This window comes from Streptomyces sp. NPDC001100 (assembly GCF_053598575.1).
The window spans coordinates 1-15,023 of record NZ_JBSFKO010000078.1 but is presented as its reverse complement, the minus strand read 5'-3'; the positions used below and the strand labels follow the sequence as shown (position 1 = coordinate 15,023).

General features: G+C 71.3%; 12 protein-coding genes. 9 read left to right on the top strand and 3 right to left on the bottom strand.

Annotated features, from left to right (window positions below; all coding sequences use genetic code 11):
* From ACWDEW_RS48470 to ACWDEW_RS48455, 4 genes are all read left to right on the top strand, one after another.
* A partial coding sequence (locus tag ACWDEW_RS48470) for an alpha-glucosidase C-terminal domain-containing protein (protein ID WP_450522719.1) occupies positions 1 to 348 on the top strand: 348 nt, incomplete at its 5' end.
* 28 nt (positions 349 to 376) lie between these two features.
* A complete protein-coding gene (locus ACWDEW_RS48465; protein WP_450522717.1) occupies positions 377 to 1,744 on the top strand; it encodes a maltokinase N-terminal cap-like domain-containing protein in 1,368 nt (455 codons plus the stop codon).
* Positions 1,745 to 1,749: 5 nt separating this feature from the next.
* Positions 1,750 to 3,945, top strand: coding sequence for a 1,4-alpha-glucan branching enzyme (gene glgB, locus ACWDEW_RS48460; RefSeq protein WP_450522715.1), 2,196 nt, complete (start codon positions 1,750 to 1,752; stop codon positions 3,943 to 3,945).
* A 206-nt stretch (positions 3,946 to 4,151) separates the two neighbouring features.
* On the top strand, positions 4,152 to 6,068 hold the full coding sequence (locus ACWDEW_RS48455; RefSeq protein WP_450522713.1) for an AMP-dependent synthetase/ligase: 1,917 nt from the start codon (positions 4,152 to 4,154) through the stop codon (positions 6,066 to 6,068).
* A 196-nt stretch (positions 6,069 to 6,264) separates the two neighbouring features.
* Here ACWDEW_RS48455 and ACWDEW_RS48450 read toward each other — a convergent pair whose 3' ends face one another.
* Positions 6,265 to 7,089: a methyltransferase domain-containing protein gene (locus tag ACWDEW_RS48450; protein ID WP_450522711.1), complete on the bottom strand. Its 825-nt coding sequence runs from the start codon at positions 7,087 to 7,089 to the stop codon at positions 6,265 to 6,267.
* 251 nt (positions 7,090 to 7,340) lie between these two features.
* On the opposite strand from ACWDEW_RS48450, the gene ACWDEW_RS48445 reads away from it, so the two are divergent.
* The 4 genes from ACWDEW_RS48445 (at position 7,341) to ACWDEW_RS48430 (ending at position 11,917) form a co-directional block, all read left to right on the top strand.
* Positions 7,341 to 8,717 carry an NAD(P)/FAD-dependent oxidoreductase gene (locus tag ACWDEW_RS48445; protein ID WP_450522709.1) on the top strand — a complete coding sequence of 459 codons (1,377 nt, stop codon included), beginning with the start codon at positions 7,341 to 7,343 and terminating at the stop codon, positions 8,715 to 8,717.
* A gap of 47 nt (positions 8,718 to 8,764) precedes the next feature.
* Positions 8,765 to 11,008: an FUSC family protein gene (locus ACWDEW_RS48440; protein WP_450522707.1), complete on the top strand. Its 2,244-nt coding sequence runs from the start codon at positions 8,765 to 8,767 to the stop codon at positions 11,006 to 11,008.
* Between the two features lie 28 nt (positions 11,009 to 11,036).
* On the top strand, positions 11,037 to 11,216 hold the full coding sequence (locus ACWDEW_RS48435; RefSeq protein ID WP_093630992.1) for a hypothetical protein: 180 nt from the start codon (positions 11,037 to 11,039) through the stop codon (positions 11,214 to 11,216).
* Between the two features lie 251 nt (positions 11,217 to 11,467).
* Positions 11,468 to 11,917, top strand: coding sequence for a cyclic nucleotide-binding domain-containing protein (locus ACWDEW_RS48430; RefSeq protein ID WP_450522705.1), 450 nt, complete (start codon positions 11,468 to 11,470; stop codon positions 11,915 to 11,917).
* 10 nt (positions 11,918 to 11,927) lie between these two features.
* On the opposite strand, the gene ACWDEW_RS48425 is transcribed toward ACWDEW_RS48430, so the two are convergent.
* Positions 11,928 to 13,238, bottom strand: coding sequence for an MFS transporter (locus tag ACWDEW_RS48425; RefSeq protein WP_450522703.1), 1,311 nt, complete (start codon positions 13,236 to 13,238; stop codon positions 11,928 to 11,930).
* An 80-nt stretch (positions 13,239 to 13,318) separates the two neighbouring features.
* The gene (locus ACWDEW_RS48420; protein ID WP_450522701.1) at positions 13,319 to 13,930 is read right to left on the bottom strand and encodes a LysE/ArgO family amino acid transporter; all 612 of its coding nucleotides are present in this window, start codon (positions 13,928 to 13,930) and stop codon (positions 13,319 to 13,321) included.
* A 69-nt stretch (positions 13,931 to 13,999) separates the two neighbouring features.
* On the opposite strand from ACWDEW_RS48420, the gene ACWDEW_RS48415 reads away from it, so the two are divergent.
* The gene (locus ACWDEW_RS48415; RefSeq protein WP_450522721.1) at positions 14,000 to 14,896 is read left to right on the top strand and encodes a LysR family transcriptional regulator ArgP; all 897 of its coding nucleotides are present in this window, start codon (positions 14,000 to 14,002) and stop codon (positions 14,894 to 14,896) included.
* Positions 14,897 to 15,023 lie beyond the last annotated feature (127 nt).

Sequence of the window (15,023 nt, the reverse complement as noted above, 5' to 3'; positions counted from 1 at the left end):
CCCTCCTCGCTGCTGCACTGGACGCGCCGCATGATCGAGATCCGCAAGCAGAACCCGGCGTTCGGCCTCGGCTCGTACACGGAACTCCAGTCGACGAACCCGGCGGTGATCGCGTTCCTGCGGGAGTACGAGGACGACCTCGTGCTCTGTGTGCACAACTTCTCGCGGTTCGCTCAGCCGACCATGCTGGATCTGCGGGAGTTCGACGGCCGGCATCCCGTGGAGCTGATCGGCGGCGTGCGGTTCCCCGCGATCGGTGAGCTGCCGTATCTGCTGACGCTCGCGGGGCACGGCTTCTACTGGTTCCGGCTCTCGCGAGCCGCTCCCCGCAACGGCCGACGACTTTGAGGATGTGCCCGCGAAAGGACGCGTCACCATGCCGAAGACCGCACCCCTCCGACCGAGCGGCCAAGCCGTCGACCGGCCGCCAGCCACGCTCGCCGGACTGCTGCGCCAATGGCTGCCCGGGCAGCGCTGGTTCGCCGGCAAGGACCGGCCCGTGGCCGACCTCGACGTGCTGTCCACCACGGAGCTCTTCCCGGGCTGTCTGCATCTGCTGGTGCACGCCGCCCAGACGGGAGTGTCCGCGCCTGGCGGCACTCCCCCGCCCGGCGACTGCTACCAACTCCTGCTCGGCGTAAGGGAACACGTCTCGCCACGGCTCGCCCGGGCCTTCATCGGCCGGGTGGAGGAAGGTCCGTTGGCCGGGCTCGCGGTGTACGACGCGCTGCAGGACCCGCGATCGGCGGAACTGCTGCTGGAGCGGCTGCGGCATCCCGGTGCGGCGGGTCCGCTGCGCTTCGAGGCGGACCCGTCGATGTCGGTGCCCGGCGGACTCGCGCCCCGGCTGCTGGACGCCGAGCAGTCCAACTCCTCGCTGGTGTACGGCGACCGGTTCATCCTGAAGGTGTTCCGGCGCATCCAGCCCGGCGTCAACCCGGACCTCGAACTGCCGGGGGCGCTGTCGGCGCAGGGCTGCACGCGGGTACCGGCGCCGGTGGCGTGGTTCCGGACGGCGGAGCCGTGGGCCGCGACGCTCGGTGTGCTCCAGCCGTTCCTGCCGGACGCCTCCGACGGCTGGGCGCTGGCGCTGCGCGCACTCGCCGCCGGTGACGAATTCACCACCGAGGCACATGAGTTGGGGCAGGCCACGGCCGATGTCCATCTCGCGCTGGCCGCGGCCTTCCCGTCCGGTGGCCGGCACCTTGCCGGGAACGACCACACGGCGGCCGCGATGGGTGAACGGCTGGAGGCCGCCGCACACTCCGTGCCGGCCCTGCGGCCGTTCGTGCCGGGGCTGCGGACCGCGTTCGGCGCGCTGGTCGGCCGGGACGCCGGGCCGCCCGCCCAGCGCATCCACGGCGATCTGCATCTCGGGCAGGTGCTGCGGGCCGGCCGCGACTGGTTCGTCATCGACTTCGAGGGCGAGCCGTCCAAGCCGCTGGCCGAACGGCGCAGCGCGCAGTCCCCGGTGCGGGACATCGCCGGGATGCTGCGTTCCTTCGACTACGCGGCGCGGCAGCGCCGTCCCTGGCGCCCCGAATGGGCGAGCCGCTGCCGGGAGGCCTATGGTGCGGGCTACGCGGCCCGGGCCGGCTGGGACCCCCGCACCAAGCACGCCCTGCTCCGCGCGTACGAGACGGATCGCGCGGTCTACGAAGTGCTGTACGAGGCCAGACACCGCCCGGACTGGCTTCCCGTACCCATGGCGGCGATCGAGCGACTCGCCGTCCGAGGAGGCTGAACTCCGTGGCCCTGCGCGACACTTCACCTTCGGAGGCGGGCGGCCCCGCCGTGTCCCTTCCCCTGGACCCGGCCGACCGCGACCGCCTGCTCTCGGGCGCCCACCACGACCCGCACGCACTGCTCGGCGCACGTCCGGTCGCGGGCGGGATCGCCTTCCGGGCGCTACGGCCGTATGCCAGGGCCGTGAGTGTCGTGATCGACGGCATGCGCAACCCGCTCGTCTCGGAAGGGGGCGGGCTCTTCTCCGGCGTACTGCCGCTCGACGCGATCCCGGCGTACACGCTGCTGGTGTCGTACACGGAGGGCGACGAGCACGAGGTGCACGACCCGTACCGCTTCCTTCCCGCGCTCGGCGATCTCGATCTGCACCTGATCAGGGAGGGGCGCCACGAGGAGCTGTGGAAGGCGCTCGGCGCGGAACCGATGACCCATGAAGGAGTCACCGGCACCCGCTTCTCCGTGTGGGCGCCGAACGCCCAAGGGGTGCGCGTCGCCGGGGACTTCAGCTCCTGGGACGGGACGGCGTTCCCGATGCGGTCGCTCGGTTCGTCGGGGGTGTGGGAGCTGTTTCTGCCAGGAGTGGGCGAGGGCGCGCGCTACAAGTTCGAGATCACCTCGCGGCACGGCGACCGCTTCCTCAAGGCGGACCCGATGGCCCGCCGTACGGAGGTGCCGCCCGCGACGGCGTCCATCGTGACGGCCTCGCACCACGAGTGGGACGACGCGGAGTGGCTCGCCCGGCGGACGGAAACACCGGTCCACGAAGCGCCGTTCTCCGTGTACGAGGTGCATCTCGCGTCCTGGCGGCCCGGCCTGACGTACCGTCAGCTGGCAGTCGAACTCCCCGCGTATGTCAACGACCTGGGCTTCACCCACGTCGAGTTCATGCCGGTGACCGAGCATCCCTTCGGCGGTTCCTGGGGTTACCAGGTCACCGGCTTCTACGCCCCGACCGCCCGCCTCGGCACGCCCGACGACTTCAAGTTCCTGGTCGACGCCCTGCACCGGGCCGGTATCGGCGTGATCATGGACTGGGTGCCCGCGCACTTCCCCAAGGACGACTGGGCGTTGGCCCGGTTCGACGGGGAGCCGCTGTACGAGCCCGGGGACGCCCGGCGGGCCGAGCACCCGGACTGGGGGACGTACGAGTTCGACCTCGGGCGGACCGAGGTGCGCAACTTCCTGGTGGCGAACGCCGTGTACTGGTGCCAGGAGTTCCACATCGACGGGCTGCGCGTGGACGCGGTCGCCTCGATGCTCTACCTCGACTACTCGCGCGACTCGGGCCAGTGGACCCCGAACGTCCATGGCGGGCGCGACGATCTGGATGCCGTCGCCTTCCTCCAGGAGATGAACGCGACCGTGTACCGGCGGGTGCCCGGTGTCGTGACGATCGCCGAGGAATCCACCGCCTGGGACGGCGTGACCCGCCCCACCGACACCGGCGGCCTCGGTTTCGGCCTGAAGTGGAACATGGGCTGGATGCACGACTCGCTCGGCTACATGGCGCACGAGCCCGTCCACCGCAAGTTCCATCACCACGAGATGACCTTCTCGATGGTGTACGCGTACAGCGAGAACTACGTCCTGCCGATCTCCCACGACGAAGTGGTCCACGGCAAGCGCGCGTTGGTGTCGAAGATGCCCGGCGACTGGTGGCAGCAGCGCGCCGACCACCGGGCGTATCTGGGGTTCATGTGGGCCCACCCCGGCAAGCAACTCCTCTTCATGGGCCAGGAGTTCGCCCAGGGCGCCGAGTGGTCCGAATCCCACGGCCCCGACTGGTGGCTCCTCGACCCGGCCTACGACGCCGAACCCGACCACCGGGGCGTCCAGAACCTGGTCCGCGACCTCAACACCGTCTACCGCCACACCCCCGCCCTCTGGCAACGTGACACCCAACCGTCCGGTTTCCGCTGGGTGGTGGGCGACGCGGCCGAGGACAACGTCTTCGCGTTCCTGAGGTTCGACGCCGAGGGCGCGCCGCTGCTCGCCGTCAGCAACTTCTCCCCCGTCGTCCGCCACGACTACTGTCTCAAGGCCCCGGACGACATCCCGGCCTGGCGCGAGGCGCTCAACACCGACTCCGCCGCTTACGGCGGCAGCGACGTCACCAACCCCGACCCGGTCAAGCCGGAGGAGGGCCACATCCGGCTCACCCTCCCGCCCCTGGCGACGGTGTGGCTGACACCTGCGTGACACAGCCGCGCTCCGACCGGTCGCGTTCCGCCGCGCTCACGTCCTCGTACACCCGCTTTGTCAGGTCGGATCCGCTCAACCGCCAAACTCCGCGAGGGCACTTCCCTGTTCCCCGCACCAATCGCTCACACCTGGGCTACATTCGAGCACCGTCGATAACAGTAATGATCGGCAAAGTCACGCCCCGTACAACCCAGGAGCAGCGCATGCGCGACTTCGCCGTCGCTCCACCCCCCACCTCCGCCCTGACCACCCTGACCGGCGGCCTCGCCGACAGCGTCTTCGAGACCGCGGCCGTCAATCCCACCCTTCCGCTGATCGCGCGCCGGTCCGACCCCACCTCCGCGGTGTGGGAGGAGGTGACGGCGGTCGAGTTGCGGGACGAAGTCGTCGACGTGGCCAAGGGGTTGATCGCCTCCGGGATCTCGCCGGGCAGCCGGGTCGCGATCATGGCCCGCACCCGTTACGAGTGGACGGTGCTCAGCCACGCCCTGTGGGCCGTCGGCGCCGAGGTGGTGCCGGTCCATCCGACGTCCTCGCGCGAGCAGGTCGAGTGGATCCTGCGGGACGCCAACTGTGTGGCCGTGGTGGTGGAGGACGAGCAGGGCATCATGACGGTCGGCACGGTGTGTGCCGCGCTGCCGCTGCTGCGGCACGTCTGGCAGCTGGACTCCGGGGCGCTGGCCCAACTCGTGGAGCGGGGGACGTACATCCCGCAGACCACTGTGGACTCGCTGCGCCGGATCGTGATGCCGGACTCGACCGCGGTCGTCGCCTACACCTCGGGCACCTCGGGCCGACCCATGGGCTGCGCGCTGACCCACCGCAGCCTCGCCAGCCCCTGCGACACACTGCTCTCCGGCTGGCCCAACACGGCGGCGCCCGCGGGGGAACAGCCGGCCGTGCTGGCCTTCCTGCCCTTCTCCCACGTGTACGGCCTGATGATCCAGGGCCTGTGCACGCGCGGCGGCTGGCTGATGGCCCACGAGCCGGAGATGACCGAGGCCGCGCTGGTGTCGGGGCTGCGTTCCTTCCGGCCCACCTATCTCTACGCCGTGCCGTCGGTCTTCGAGAAGATCTACAAGAACATGTTGCGGACGGCCCAACAGCTGGGCCGCGGCGCGCTGTTCGAGCGGGCCGCGGCGACCGCACGGGAGTTCGCGGCGGCCGAGGAGCGGCTGAGGCTCGGCCGGGGCTCGGGCCCCGGTCTCGATCTGCGGCTGCAGCACGCCGTGTACGAGCGGACGGTGTACCGCAAGCTGCGCGCCGGCCTGGGCGGCCGGGTCGTCGGCGGCACGTCGGGCGGCTCCCCGCTGAACCGTGAACTGTCCCTGTTCTACGCGGGCATCGGCATCATGGTGCACGACGGCTACGGGCTCACGGAGACCGCAGGCGGGATCACCATGCAGCCTGCGGGCCGGGAGAAGATCGGCACCGTCGGGCAGGCGCTGCCGGGCACGGAGATCCGGGTCGCGGAGGACGGCGAGATCCTGGTGCACGGTCCTTCGGTGTTCCAGGGCTACATCAACGACGAGCGGGCGACCCGGGCGACCATGCACGCGGGCTGGCTGGCGACCGGGGACATCGGGCGGCTGGACACCGAGGGGTATCTCACGATCACCGGCCGCAAGAAGGACATCATCATCACCAGCAGCGGCAAGAGCGTGGCGCCGGCCGCCCTGGAGAACCGGCTGCGCATGCATCCCCTGATCCATCAGGCGGTGGTCGTCGGCGACGACCGTCCCTGTGTGGGCGCGCTGCTGACCCTGGACCCGGAGTTCGTGGCGCACTGGCAGGCCGGTCTCGCGATGCAGAGCGACGCGCGGGGCCGGGAGGCGCGGGAGGAGAACGCGCTGCGGGAGGAGATCACGCGGGCCGTGGCAGCCGCCAACAGCCCGGTGGGACGCGCCGAGTCGATCCGGGTGTTCCGGGTGCTCCCGCAGCCGTTCGACGTCGCGGGCGGGCTGCTGACGCCGTCGATGAAGCTGCGCAGGGACGCGATCGTGCGGAAATACGCGTTCGAGATCGACGCGATGTACCAGGCACGCGCGCGTGCCCCACGGCTGCCGACGGTGGACGAGCAGGTCACGGGCTGGGAGGACGCGGACAACGTGTTCCGGTGAGGCCACCGGAACACCTGCTCACTCCGGGCGGTGGACTCGCCGTTCGCGCGAAGCAAAGACCGCTAGCAGCGAAACCAGGACCGCGAGCATCGGTGACCGGCGACGACGCGGCGGGCCCCCACGCCTTCGCGCCCGTGCCGAGCCCCGCGTCCACGACAGGCCCCGCGGGACAGGGCCCCAGATCACGGGCGTGCGGTCACTCCGGGCGGTGGGCGACGACCGCGAACATCGTCACGGACATGTGCAGCGCGCCCTGCTCGGCGGCCTCGGTGAGGTCGGCGTAGGCACGGTCGCGCTGGGCCTCGGTGAGGGCACCGCGGCGCACCGCGGACTCGCCGAGCATGCGGATCAGCGGCCAGACGACCGACCGGTGGTCCTGGAGCAGCGCCTGCGAGCCCCGGTCGTCGACGACGAATCCGGCCGCGCTGAGCTGGCCGACGAGCCGGCGTCCCGCGTAGGGGTTGGCCGCGCCGGTGAGGGCGCCCGCGGTGAGCGCGGCGGTGATCTCCGGGTCGCCGGGGTGCAGGATCGTGGTCGCCCAGTCGGTGTCGAGGAGGGCCACGCGCCCGCCGGGGCGCAGCACACGGGCCATCTCGGCGACGGCCTTGTCCGGTTCGGCGAGGTGCTGGAGGACCCGTTCGCACCAGACGACGTCCACGGAGACGTCGGGCACGGGCAGGGACAGCGCGTCGCCGTCCGTGAAGCGGGCCTGGTTGCCGGCCTCGGCGGCGCGTTCCTGGGCGATCGTCCGCAGCCCGGGGTTGGGCTCGATGCCGAGCGCCGACCCGGTGTCCCCCACCGCCGCGGCGAGTTCACGGGTCGTCGAGCCGGTGCCGGACCCGATGTCGAGGGCGCGCTCGCCGGCCCGCGGGGCGAGTGCCTCGTGCGCCCAGGCCCGCAGGCGTCGTACGCCTGGATTGGCTTCCTGTATGTCGAGCGCGGCCACCAGCCGCGGCACGCCGCCGGGGTCGATGTTCTGGGTACGGAAGCCGGACCCCGGCTCGGGCTGAGTGTGCGACATGGCGTGCACTCTACGGTCCGAAGCGGTCGCCCAAGAGCGGGTCGAGACCGGTTCACGTACGCCATTTGTTCACGCGCCCGGGGCGTACGCCGGGCGTCGGCGGGGCATGCTGGTGCCCACGCGTTCGTCTGCCTGCCGCGCTCAGCTGGCGGAACGGCTCCCGGCGGGGTGGGATCGGTGTTGGTGTGCGAAGCAGCGATCCAGGGGCAGGCGTACGGCGTCGAGGCAGACCGCCTGGAGCCGCAGAAGGGATGAACACCGTGACACGACCGAGGATCCTGGTGGTTGGCGCAGGCTTCGCAGGAGTGGAGTGCGTTCGCCGCCTGGAACGGAAACTGACCCCTCAGGAGGCCGACGTCGCCCTGGTGACGCCGTTCTCCTACCAGCTCTATCTTCCCCTGCTGCCGCAGGTCGCCTCGGGCGTCCTGACCCCGCAGTCGATCGCCGTGTCGCTGCGCCGCAGCAGCAAGTACCGCACCCGGATCATCCCGGGCGGCGCGATCGGTGTGGACCTCAAGGCCAAGGTCTGTGTGATCCGCACGATCAACGACGAGATCGTCAACGAGCCCTACGACTACATCGTGCTCTCCCCCGGCAGCATCACCCGCACCTTCGACATCCCCGGGCTGACGGATCACGCCTTCGGGATGAAGACCCTCGCCGAGGCCGCCTACATCCGCGACCACGTGATCACGCAGCTGGACCTCGCGGACGCGAGCGACGACCCGGCGGAGAAGGCGTCGCGGCTCCAGTTCGTGGTCGTGGGCGGCGGGTACGCCGGCACCGAGACGGCCGCCTGTCTGCAGAAGCTGACGCATGCCGCGGTCAAGCGCTACCCCCGTATCGACCCGGATCTGATCAAGTGGCACCTCATCGACATCGCGCCGAAGCTGATGCCCGAGCTGGGCGACAAGCTCGGCAGGAGCGCGCAGGAGATCCTGACCAGGCGCGGGATCGACATCTCCCTGGGTGTCTCGATCGCCAAGGCCGGGCCGGAGGAGGTGACCTTCACGGACGGGCGCGTGGTGCCGACCCGGACCCTGATCTGGACGGCCGGTGTGGTCGCCAGCCCGCTGATCGCCACCCTCGGCGCGGAAACGATTCGCGGACGGCTCGCGGTCACCACCGACATGAACCTGCCCGGGCACGACGGGGTGTTCGCGCTCGGCGACGCCGGCGCGGTCCCGGACGAGGCCAAGGGCGGGGAGGGCGCGATCTGCCCGCCGACCGCGCAGCACGCGATGCGGCAGGGCAAGGTGGTCGCCGACAACGTGATCGCGACCCTGCGCAACCAGCCGCTGAAGCCCTACGTCCACAAGGATCTCGGGCTCGTCGTGGACCTCGGCGGCAGGGACGCGGTGTCCAAGCCGCTGGGTATCGAACTGCGCGGCCTGCCCGCCCAGTTCGCCGCCCGCGGCTATCACTGGGCGGCACTGCGCACCAACGTCGCCAAGGTCCGCGTCGCGACGAACTGGACGCTCAACGCGCTGGCCGGCGACGACTTCGTGCGCACCGGCTTCCAGGCCCGCAAACCGGCCACCCTGAAGGACTTCGAGTACACCGACTCGTATCTCTCGCCGGAGCAGGTGCGGGACCACGTCGAAGGGGCCGGGACCCGGGAGCCGTAGCATCGGTGGTACGGATCTTGAGGTGAACCCGGGGAGAGTACGGCGGCGTGAGGACAGCGGGACGGGCGGCGTGGGCACGGCTGTGGGATCGGGTCGCGGCGTCCGATCCCGGACTGCTGCGGCTCACGGCCGGGCTGCGGACGGTGGCCTCGATCGCGCTCACGCTGGCCGTGCTCTCCCTGCTGCACGCCTCGGTGCCGCATCTGGTGGCCGGGGCGATGTCGGCGATGGTCTCCACCTTCGCGATCCGCGAGAAGCAGCGCGCGCGGCAGGCGGTGACGCTCGCGCTCGGCCTGCCGGTGGCGCTGGCCTCGGTGTCGCTGAGCGCGCTGCTGAACTCGCGGGTGGTCGCCGGTGACGTCTTCTTCGTCCTGCTGATCTTCGGCGCGGTCTACAGCCGCCGCTTCGGCGACCGCGGCACCGCGCTCGGCCTGATCGGCTTCCAGATCTACTTCCTGTCCCTGTTCGTCGGCGCGACCGTCTCCGCGCTGCCCCGGCTGTACGGCGTGATCGGCGTGGCCTTCGTGTGCAGCGCGCTGGTGCGGTTCGCGCTGGTGCCGGAGACGCCCACGGGGACGCTGGACCGGCTGCGGCGGGCGTTCCGGGCGCGGTTCGCCCAACTGGTCACCGCGCAGCTCGCGTTGCTCGACGCCGGTCCGGACGACATGGAGAAGGCCCTCGACGACGTACGGGAGGGGACCGCGCGGCTGCACGAGACGGCGCTGCTGATCCAGGGGCGGCTGGAGGACGGGACCTCGGACGAGGCGGTCGCGCGGCTGGTGCAGCGCCGTATCGCCGATGCCGAGATCGCCGCCGAGCGCCTCGGGTTGCTGCTGCTGACCGCGCGCAGCGCCGAGCGGGGCCACACCCTGACCCTGCATCTGCCGGGCGCGCCCGTGCCGTCGGCCGACCGGCTGCCGGTGCGGGACGAGTCCACCGACAAGCTGCGCAACGAGCTGGAGGCGCTGCGCCTGCTGGTGCTGCGGCCCGTGGGGGCGGACTCGGGCACCGGGCTGGCCCATGTCCGCAACCGGCTCCTGGGCTATCGCGAGGAGGAGAACCTGCCGCCCGCGTCGGACGCCGTGCAGGACGTGTTCCGGGGCATCGGTGAGGCCGCGCGTGCCGTGCTGGGGTTGCGGATCGCCGTGGACGGGCCGCAGGACGAGTCCGAGGACACGCCCGCCACGACCCGCTCGCGCGAGGAACTGGACGCGGAGGACGTCGCCATCGCGGGCAGCGAGGAGACCGAGGACGCGGAGCGCACGGGGCTGCGGCGGCCGACGACACGGGCTGCCGTGCAGGTGGCCGTGGGGTCGTCGCTGGCGATCATCGGCGGCGAGTTCCTGTCCAGCCAGCGCTGGTACTGGGCGGTCCTGACCTGCTGGATCGTGTTCCTCAACACCTCGTCCACGGGCGAGATCCTGGTCAAGGGCTACCGACGGCTGCTCGGCACGGTCCTCGGCGTGGTCGCCGGAATCGGTCTCGCGGGGCTGGTCGGGCACCACACCTGGACGGCGTTCGCGCTGGTGCTCCTCTTCATCTTCGCGATGTTCTACACGGCACCGCTGTCGTACACCCTGATGTCCTTCTTCGTCACCGCGATGCTGGGCCTGCTCTACACGCTGCTGCACACCTACAGCGCGTCGGTGCTGGTGCTGCGAGTGGAGGAGACGGCGCTCGGCGCGGCCTGCGGGGTGGTTGCCGCGGCGCTGGTGCTGCCGGTGCACACGGACCGCCGTACGAACGAACTTCTCGGGACCGTGCTGGCGCGGCTCACGGACGTCACCGAGGCCGCCGTCGACCAGCTCAGCGGTGGAGTCCCGGTCGAACTCCTCGACAAGGCAAGGGACTTGGACCAGGCGCTGGCAGACCTGAGCGCCTCGACACAGCCGCTGACGCACCCGATCACACCGTTGCGGGCGCGCCGGGACACCGCCCGGTTCGTCGTCGCGCTGCTGGAGACCTGCGCCTATCACGCGCGGTACCTGGCGGCGACCGCCGAGCTGCTGCCGACGCATCCGTCGATCGCGGCCGACCCCCGGCTGCGGGAGGCGGGGCGCCGGATCGTGCACAACATCGGGGTCATCGGCGCGCATGTCGCCGACGGGGACGCCGTGGGCCTGATCGAAACGGGACCGAGCATCGCCTCCCTCCTGCGGCCCGGCACCCCCGGGACCCCGCGCTACGGCCGGGTCACCGACCGCGTGCTACGGCATCTGCAGCGCCTCGACGAGGCCGTAGTCGGTCTGGCCCGCCCGCTCGGCGTGCCGATTCCGGCGCCGGCGAAGTGAAGTCAGCGCGCCGGGGTAGGCGCTTGGCATGACTGATGTCGTGGATTCGGGTGAATTGTTGCGGCGCATCCAGCGGGCCCGGGCCTTCGCCGCCCAGGAGGCGCACTCGTGGTCGGAGCAGGGTGACCCCGTACGAGAGGTGGCCTACGAGGCCGTTCTGCGGGTGCTGGACGAGATCGTGGCCCCCGGTCGGCATGCCGCGAAGTGAAACCGGTCACGCGACCGGTTCAGCTGGGTACGAAATGCCCGCTGGTGGTTTACGGTTCATTCATACGTGGTCACGGAGTCGACCGTACGGTCCTCCGCCGCCACCGCTTAACGGCCCTGGCTGGTCTCCCCCGTCCAGCCAGGGCTTTTTCATGCCCCGATTCCGTCCCCCGAGGTGCCCGGGACGTCGACAGCGGCTGAAATGGGCGTAGGGAGAATTCCGGAACCGCTGCCGGCGAGGAGCCCCGAGCCATGACCAAAGCGATAAAACTGCTGACCGCCCTGCCCCAGGCCCAGCGCGAACGGCTGATGGAGCTCGCGCAGGAGGTGTCGTTCGCCGAGGACTCCAGAATCTTCGAGGCGGGCGGCACGGCCGACCGTTTCTGGGTGATCCGCTCCGGCGCGGTCTCGCTCGACCAGCGGGTGACACCGCAGCAGCGGGTCACTGTGGGCACTCTCGGGGCGGGCGACCTGCTCGGCTGGTCGTGGCTGTTCCCGCCCTACCGGTGGGACTTCGGCGCGGAGGCGTTCAGTGCCGTGCGGGCCTACGAGTTCGACGCGGCCGCCGTGCTCGCGCTGTGCGTGGAGGATCCGCTGCTCGGGCTCTCCCTGGTGCGGATCGTCGCGGAGATCCTCGCGCACCGGCTGGAGCTGACCCGGGGCAAGCTGATGGAGCACTACACGCTCCACGGGCACGTCTGAGCGCGCGGCCTCAGATGCGGTAGCGGCGCAGCGCCGGGACCGCGAAGGCCAGGCTCAGCATGATGACCACGACCAGGATGCCGCCGCCCGCGACAGCCGTGCGGGGGCCGAAGGCCGAGCCCGCCGCGCCGTGCAGGACGTCGGCCAGGCGGGGACCGCCCGCGACGACGACGGTGAAGACGCCCTGCATACGGCCGCGCATCTCGTCGGTGGCGGCGGACAGCAGGATCGCCCCGCGGAACACCATGGAGACCATGTCGGCGACCCCCGCGGCGGCCAGGAACGCCACACCGATCCACAGGTTGCTGCTCAGCCCGAACCCGGTGATGGCCGCGCCCCAGGCGACGACCGCGCCGATCACCATCCAGCCGTGCCGGCGCGCCCGTGAGAACGTGCCGGAGAACAGCCCGCCGACCACCGCCCCGATCGGGATCGCCGCGAACAGCAGGCCGAGGGCGAGGCCCTCGCCGTAGGGCGCGTAGGTCTGTGCGGCGAGCTGCGGGAACAGCGCGCGGGGCATGCCGAAGACCATCGCGATGATGTCGGCGAGGAAGGACAGCAGCAGCACCTTGTGCAGCGAGATGTAGCGGAACCCGGCCACGACCTCGCGCCAGCCCGCGCGGCGCGGTGTCGCGGACTCCAGGGGCGGCAGCGCGGGCAGCCGGACGACCGCCCAGAGCGTGACGCACAAAGCCAGCGCGTCGATGAGATACAGCTCGGGCAGACCGATGACCGGGATGAGGGCGCCCGCCAGGAGCGGCCCGACGACCTGGCCGGTCTGCATGACGGTCGAGCCCAGCGCGTTGGCGGCGGCCAGTTGCCCGGCGGGGACCAGACGGGCGATGGAGGCGTTGCGGGCGGGCGCGTTGAGGCCCCAGAAGGCCTGCTGCATCGCGAGCAGCAGCATCAGCGCGGCCACCGATTCGAGCCCGGTGACGGCCTGGAGCCAGAACAGCACCGAGGTGACGGCTATGCCGCTGTTGGTGATCAGCAGCAGCTTGCGGCGGTCCATGCTGTCGGCGAGCGAGCCGCCCCACAGCGCGAACACGATGAGCGGCAGCAGTCCGGCCATGCTGGCGGCGCCGACCCAGGCGGAGGAGCCGGTGATGTCGTAGATCTGCTTGGGTACGGCGACGGCGGTGAGCTGGCTGCCGACGGCCGTGACGATGGTCGAGGACCACAGGCGGCGGTAGGCGGGGATGCTCAGCGGGCGGGTGTCCATCGCCCAGCGACGCCAGCCGCGCCGGGGTGCTGTGACGGGTTCCGTGTCCTTCGCGGCCTCGGGTTCGGTGCCGCTGTCGGTGCTCTCGCTGGTGTCCACTGGCTTCCTGGTTGCTCGCTACATCTAATCGACCAGGGTTCACTATCGCAGCACCGGCTGTGGCTGCCGAATCCGTGATCTCACGTTCCGGCGGCAAGAGTTGCGCCGAGGCCGATCATCGTCGCGGCGACCAGGCCGTCAAGGACCCGCCAGGCCGCGGGCTTGGCGAGGAAGCGGCTGAGCAGTCGGGCGCCGAAGCCGAGCGCGGTGAACCAGCACACGCTGGCGCAGACGGCGCCGAGTCCGAAGGTCCAGCGCAGCGGGCCGCGGTCGGCGGCGATCGAGCCGAGCAGGAACACGGTGTCGAGGTAGACGTGCGGGTTGAGCCAGGTCATCGCCAGACAGGTGAGGACGGCCCGGCGGCGCGAGCCGGTCGTCTCGCCCTCGGCGTGCAGGGCCGCAGGACGGAACATGCGACGGGCCGCGAGGACGCCGTAGACGAGCAGGAAGGCGCCGCCGATCAGGCCGACCGCCCTGAGCGCGCCCGGCCAGGCGACCACGACCGCGCCGACCCCGCCGACGCCCAGCGCGATGAGGAGGGCGTCGGACAGGGCGCAGATGCCGACCACGGCGAGGACGGCCTCGCGGCGGATGCCCTGGCGCAGGACGAAGGCGTTCTGGGCGCCGATGGCGACGATGAGCGAGAGGCCGGTGCCGAATCCCGCGGCGGCGGCGGACAGAGCGTTGGTCACGTCCTCGACGCTAGAGACGTCGGCGTCAGGAGAACAGCTAAAGATTCTTACGTATCATTAGCGCTTGTGATGGTTTCGGAACTGCCCCTCGACCAGGTGCGGACGCTGCTCGCGGTGGTCGACGAAGGCACGTTCGACGCGGCGGCCACCGCTCTGCATGTGACGCCCTCGGCGGTCAGTCAGCGGGTGAAGGCCCTGGAGCAGCGCACGGGCCGGGTCCTGCTGCTGCGCACCAAGCCGGTACGGACGACCGAGTCCGGTGAGGTGGTCGTGCGGTTCGCCCGTCAACTGGCCCGTCTGGAGCGGGACGCGCGCGCCGAGCTGGGGATGAGCGGGGCCGGCGAACCGACCCGGGTGTCGATCGCGGTCAACGCGGACTCCCTCGCCACCTGGTTCCTGGGCGCGCTCACCCGCGTCCCGCGCGATGTGCCGGTCTGCTTCGAACTCCGCCGCGAGGACGAGGACCATACGGCGGCCCTGCTGCGCGAGGGCCTGGTCATGGCGGCGGTGACCTCGTCGCCGGACGCGGTACCGGGCTGCTCGGTGCGGGCGCTGGGGCGGATGCGCTATCTCCCGGTCGCGAGCCCGGAGTTCAGGGAGACATGGCTCGCGGGCCCCTTGCGGGACGCGCTGCCCGAAGCGCCGGTGGTGACCTTCGACCGGCTGGACGACTTCCAGGACACCTTCGTACGGCGGCTGCGGCGCGGGCAGGGCGGGGCGAGTGCGGTGCGGCATCTCGTGCCGACCTCGGAGGGGTTCGTCCAGTCCGTCGCCGCGGGGCTGGGGTGGGGCATGGTGCCGGAGATGCAGGCCGCGCCGCTGCTGCGGGCGGGCGAGTTGGTGAACCTCGCGCCCGCGCGGGCGGTCGATGTACCGCTGTACTGGCAGCAGTGGAAGCTGGACTCGCCGGCGTTGGCCGCGGTGGCCGATGCGGTGGCCGCCAGGGCGGCGGGGGCGCTGCGTTAGCCGGGCCAGGTGGGGTCGTTGGTCGGCTCCCGCGCCGTCGTGGCTGGGCGCGCAGTTCCCCGCGCCCCTTTGGGGCAAGGCCATGAAGTTATGGGCTGTTGGGTGCTGTCAACAGGATGTCGATGCT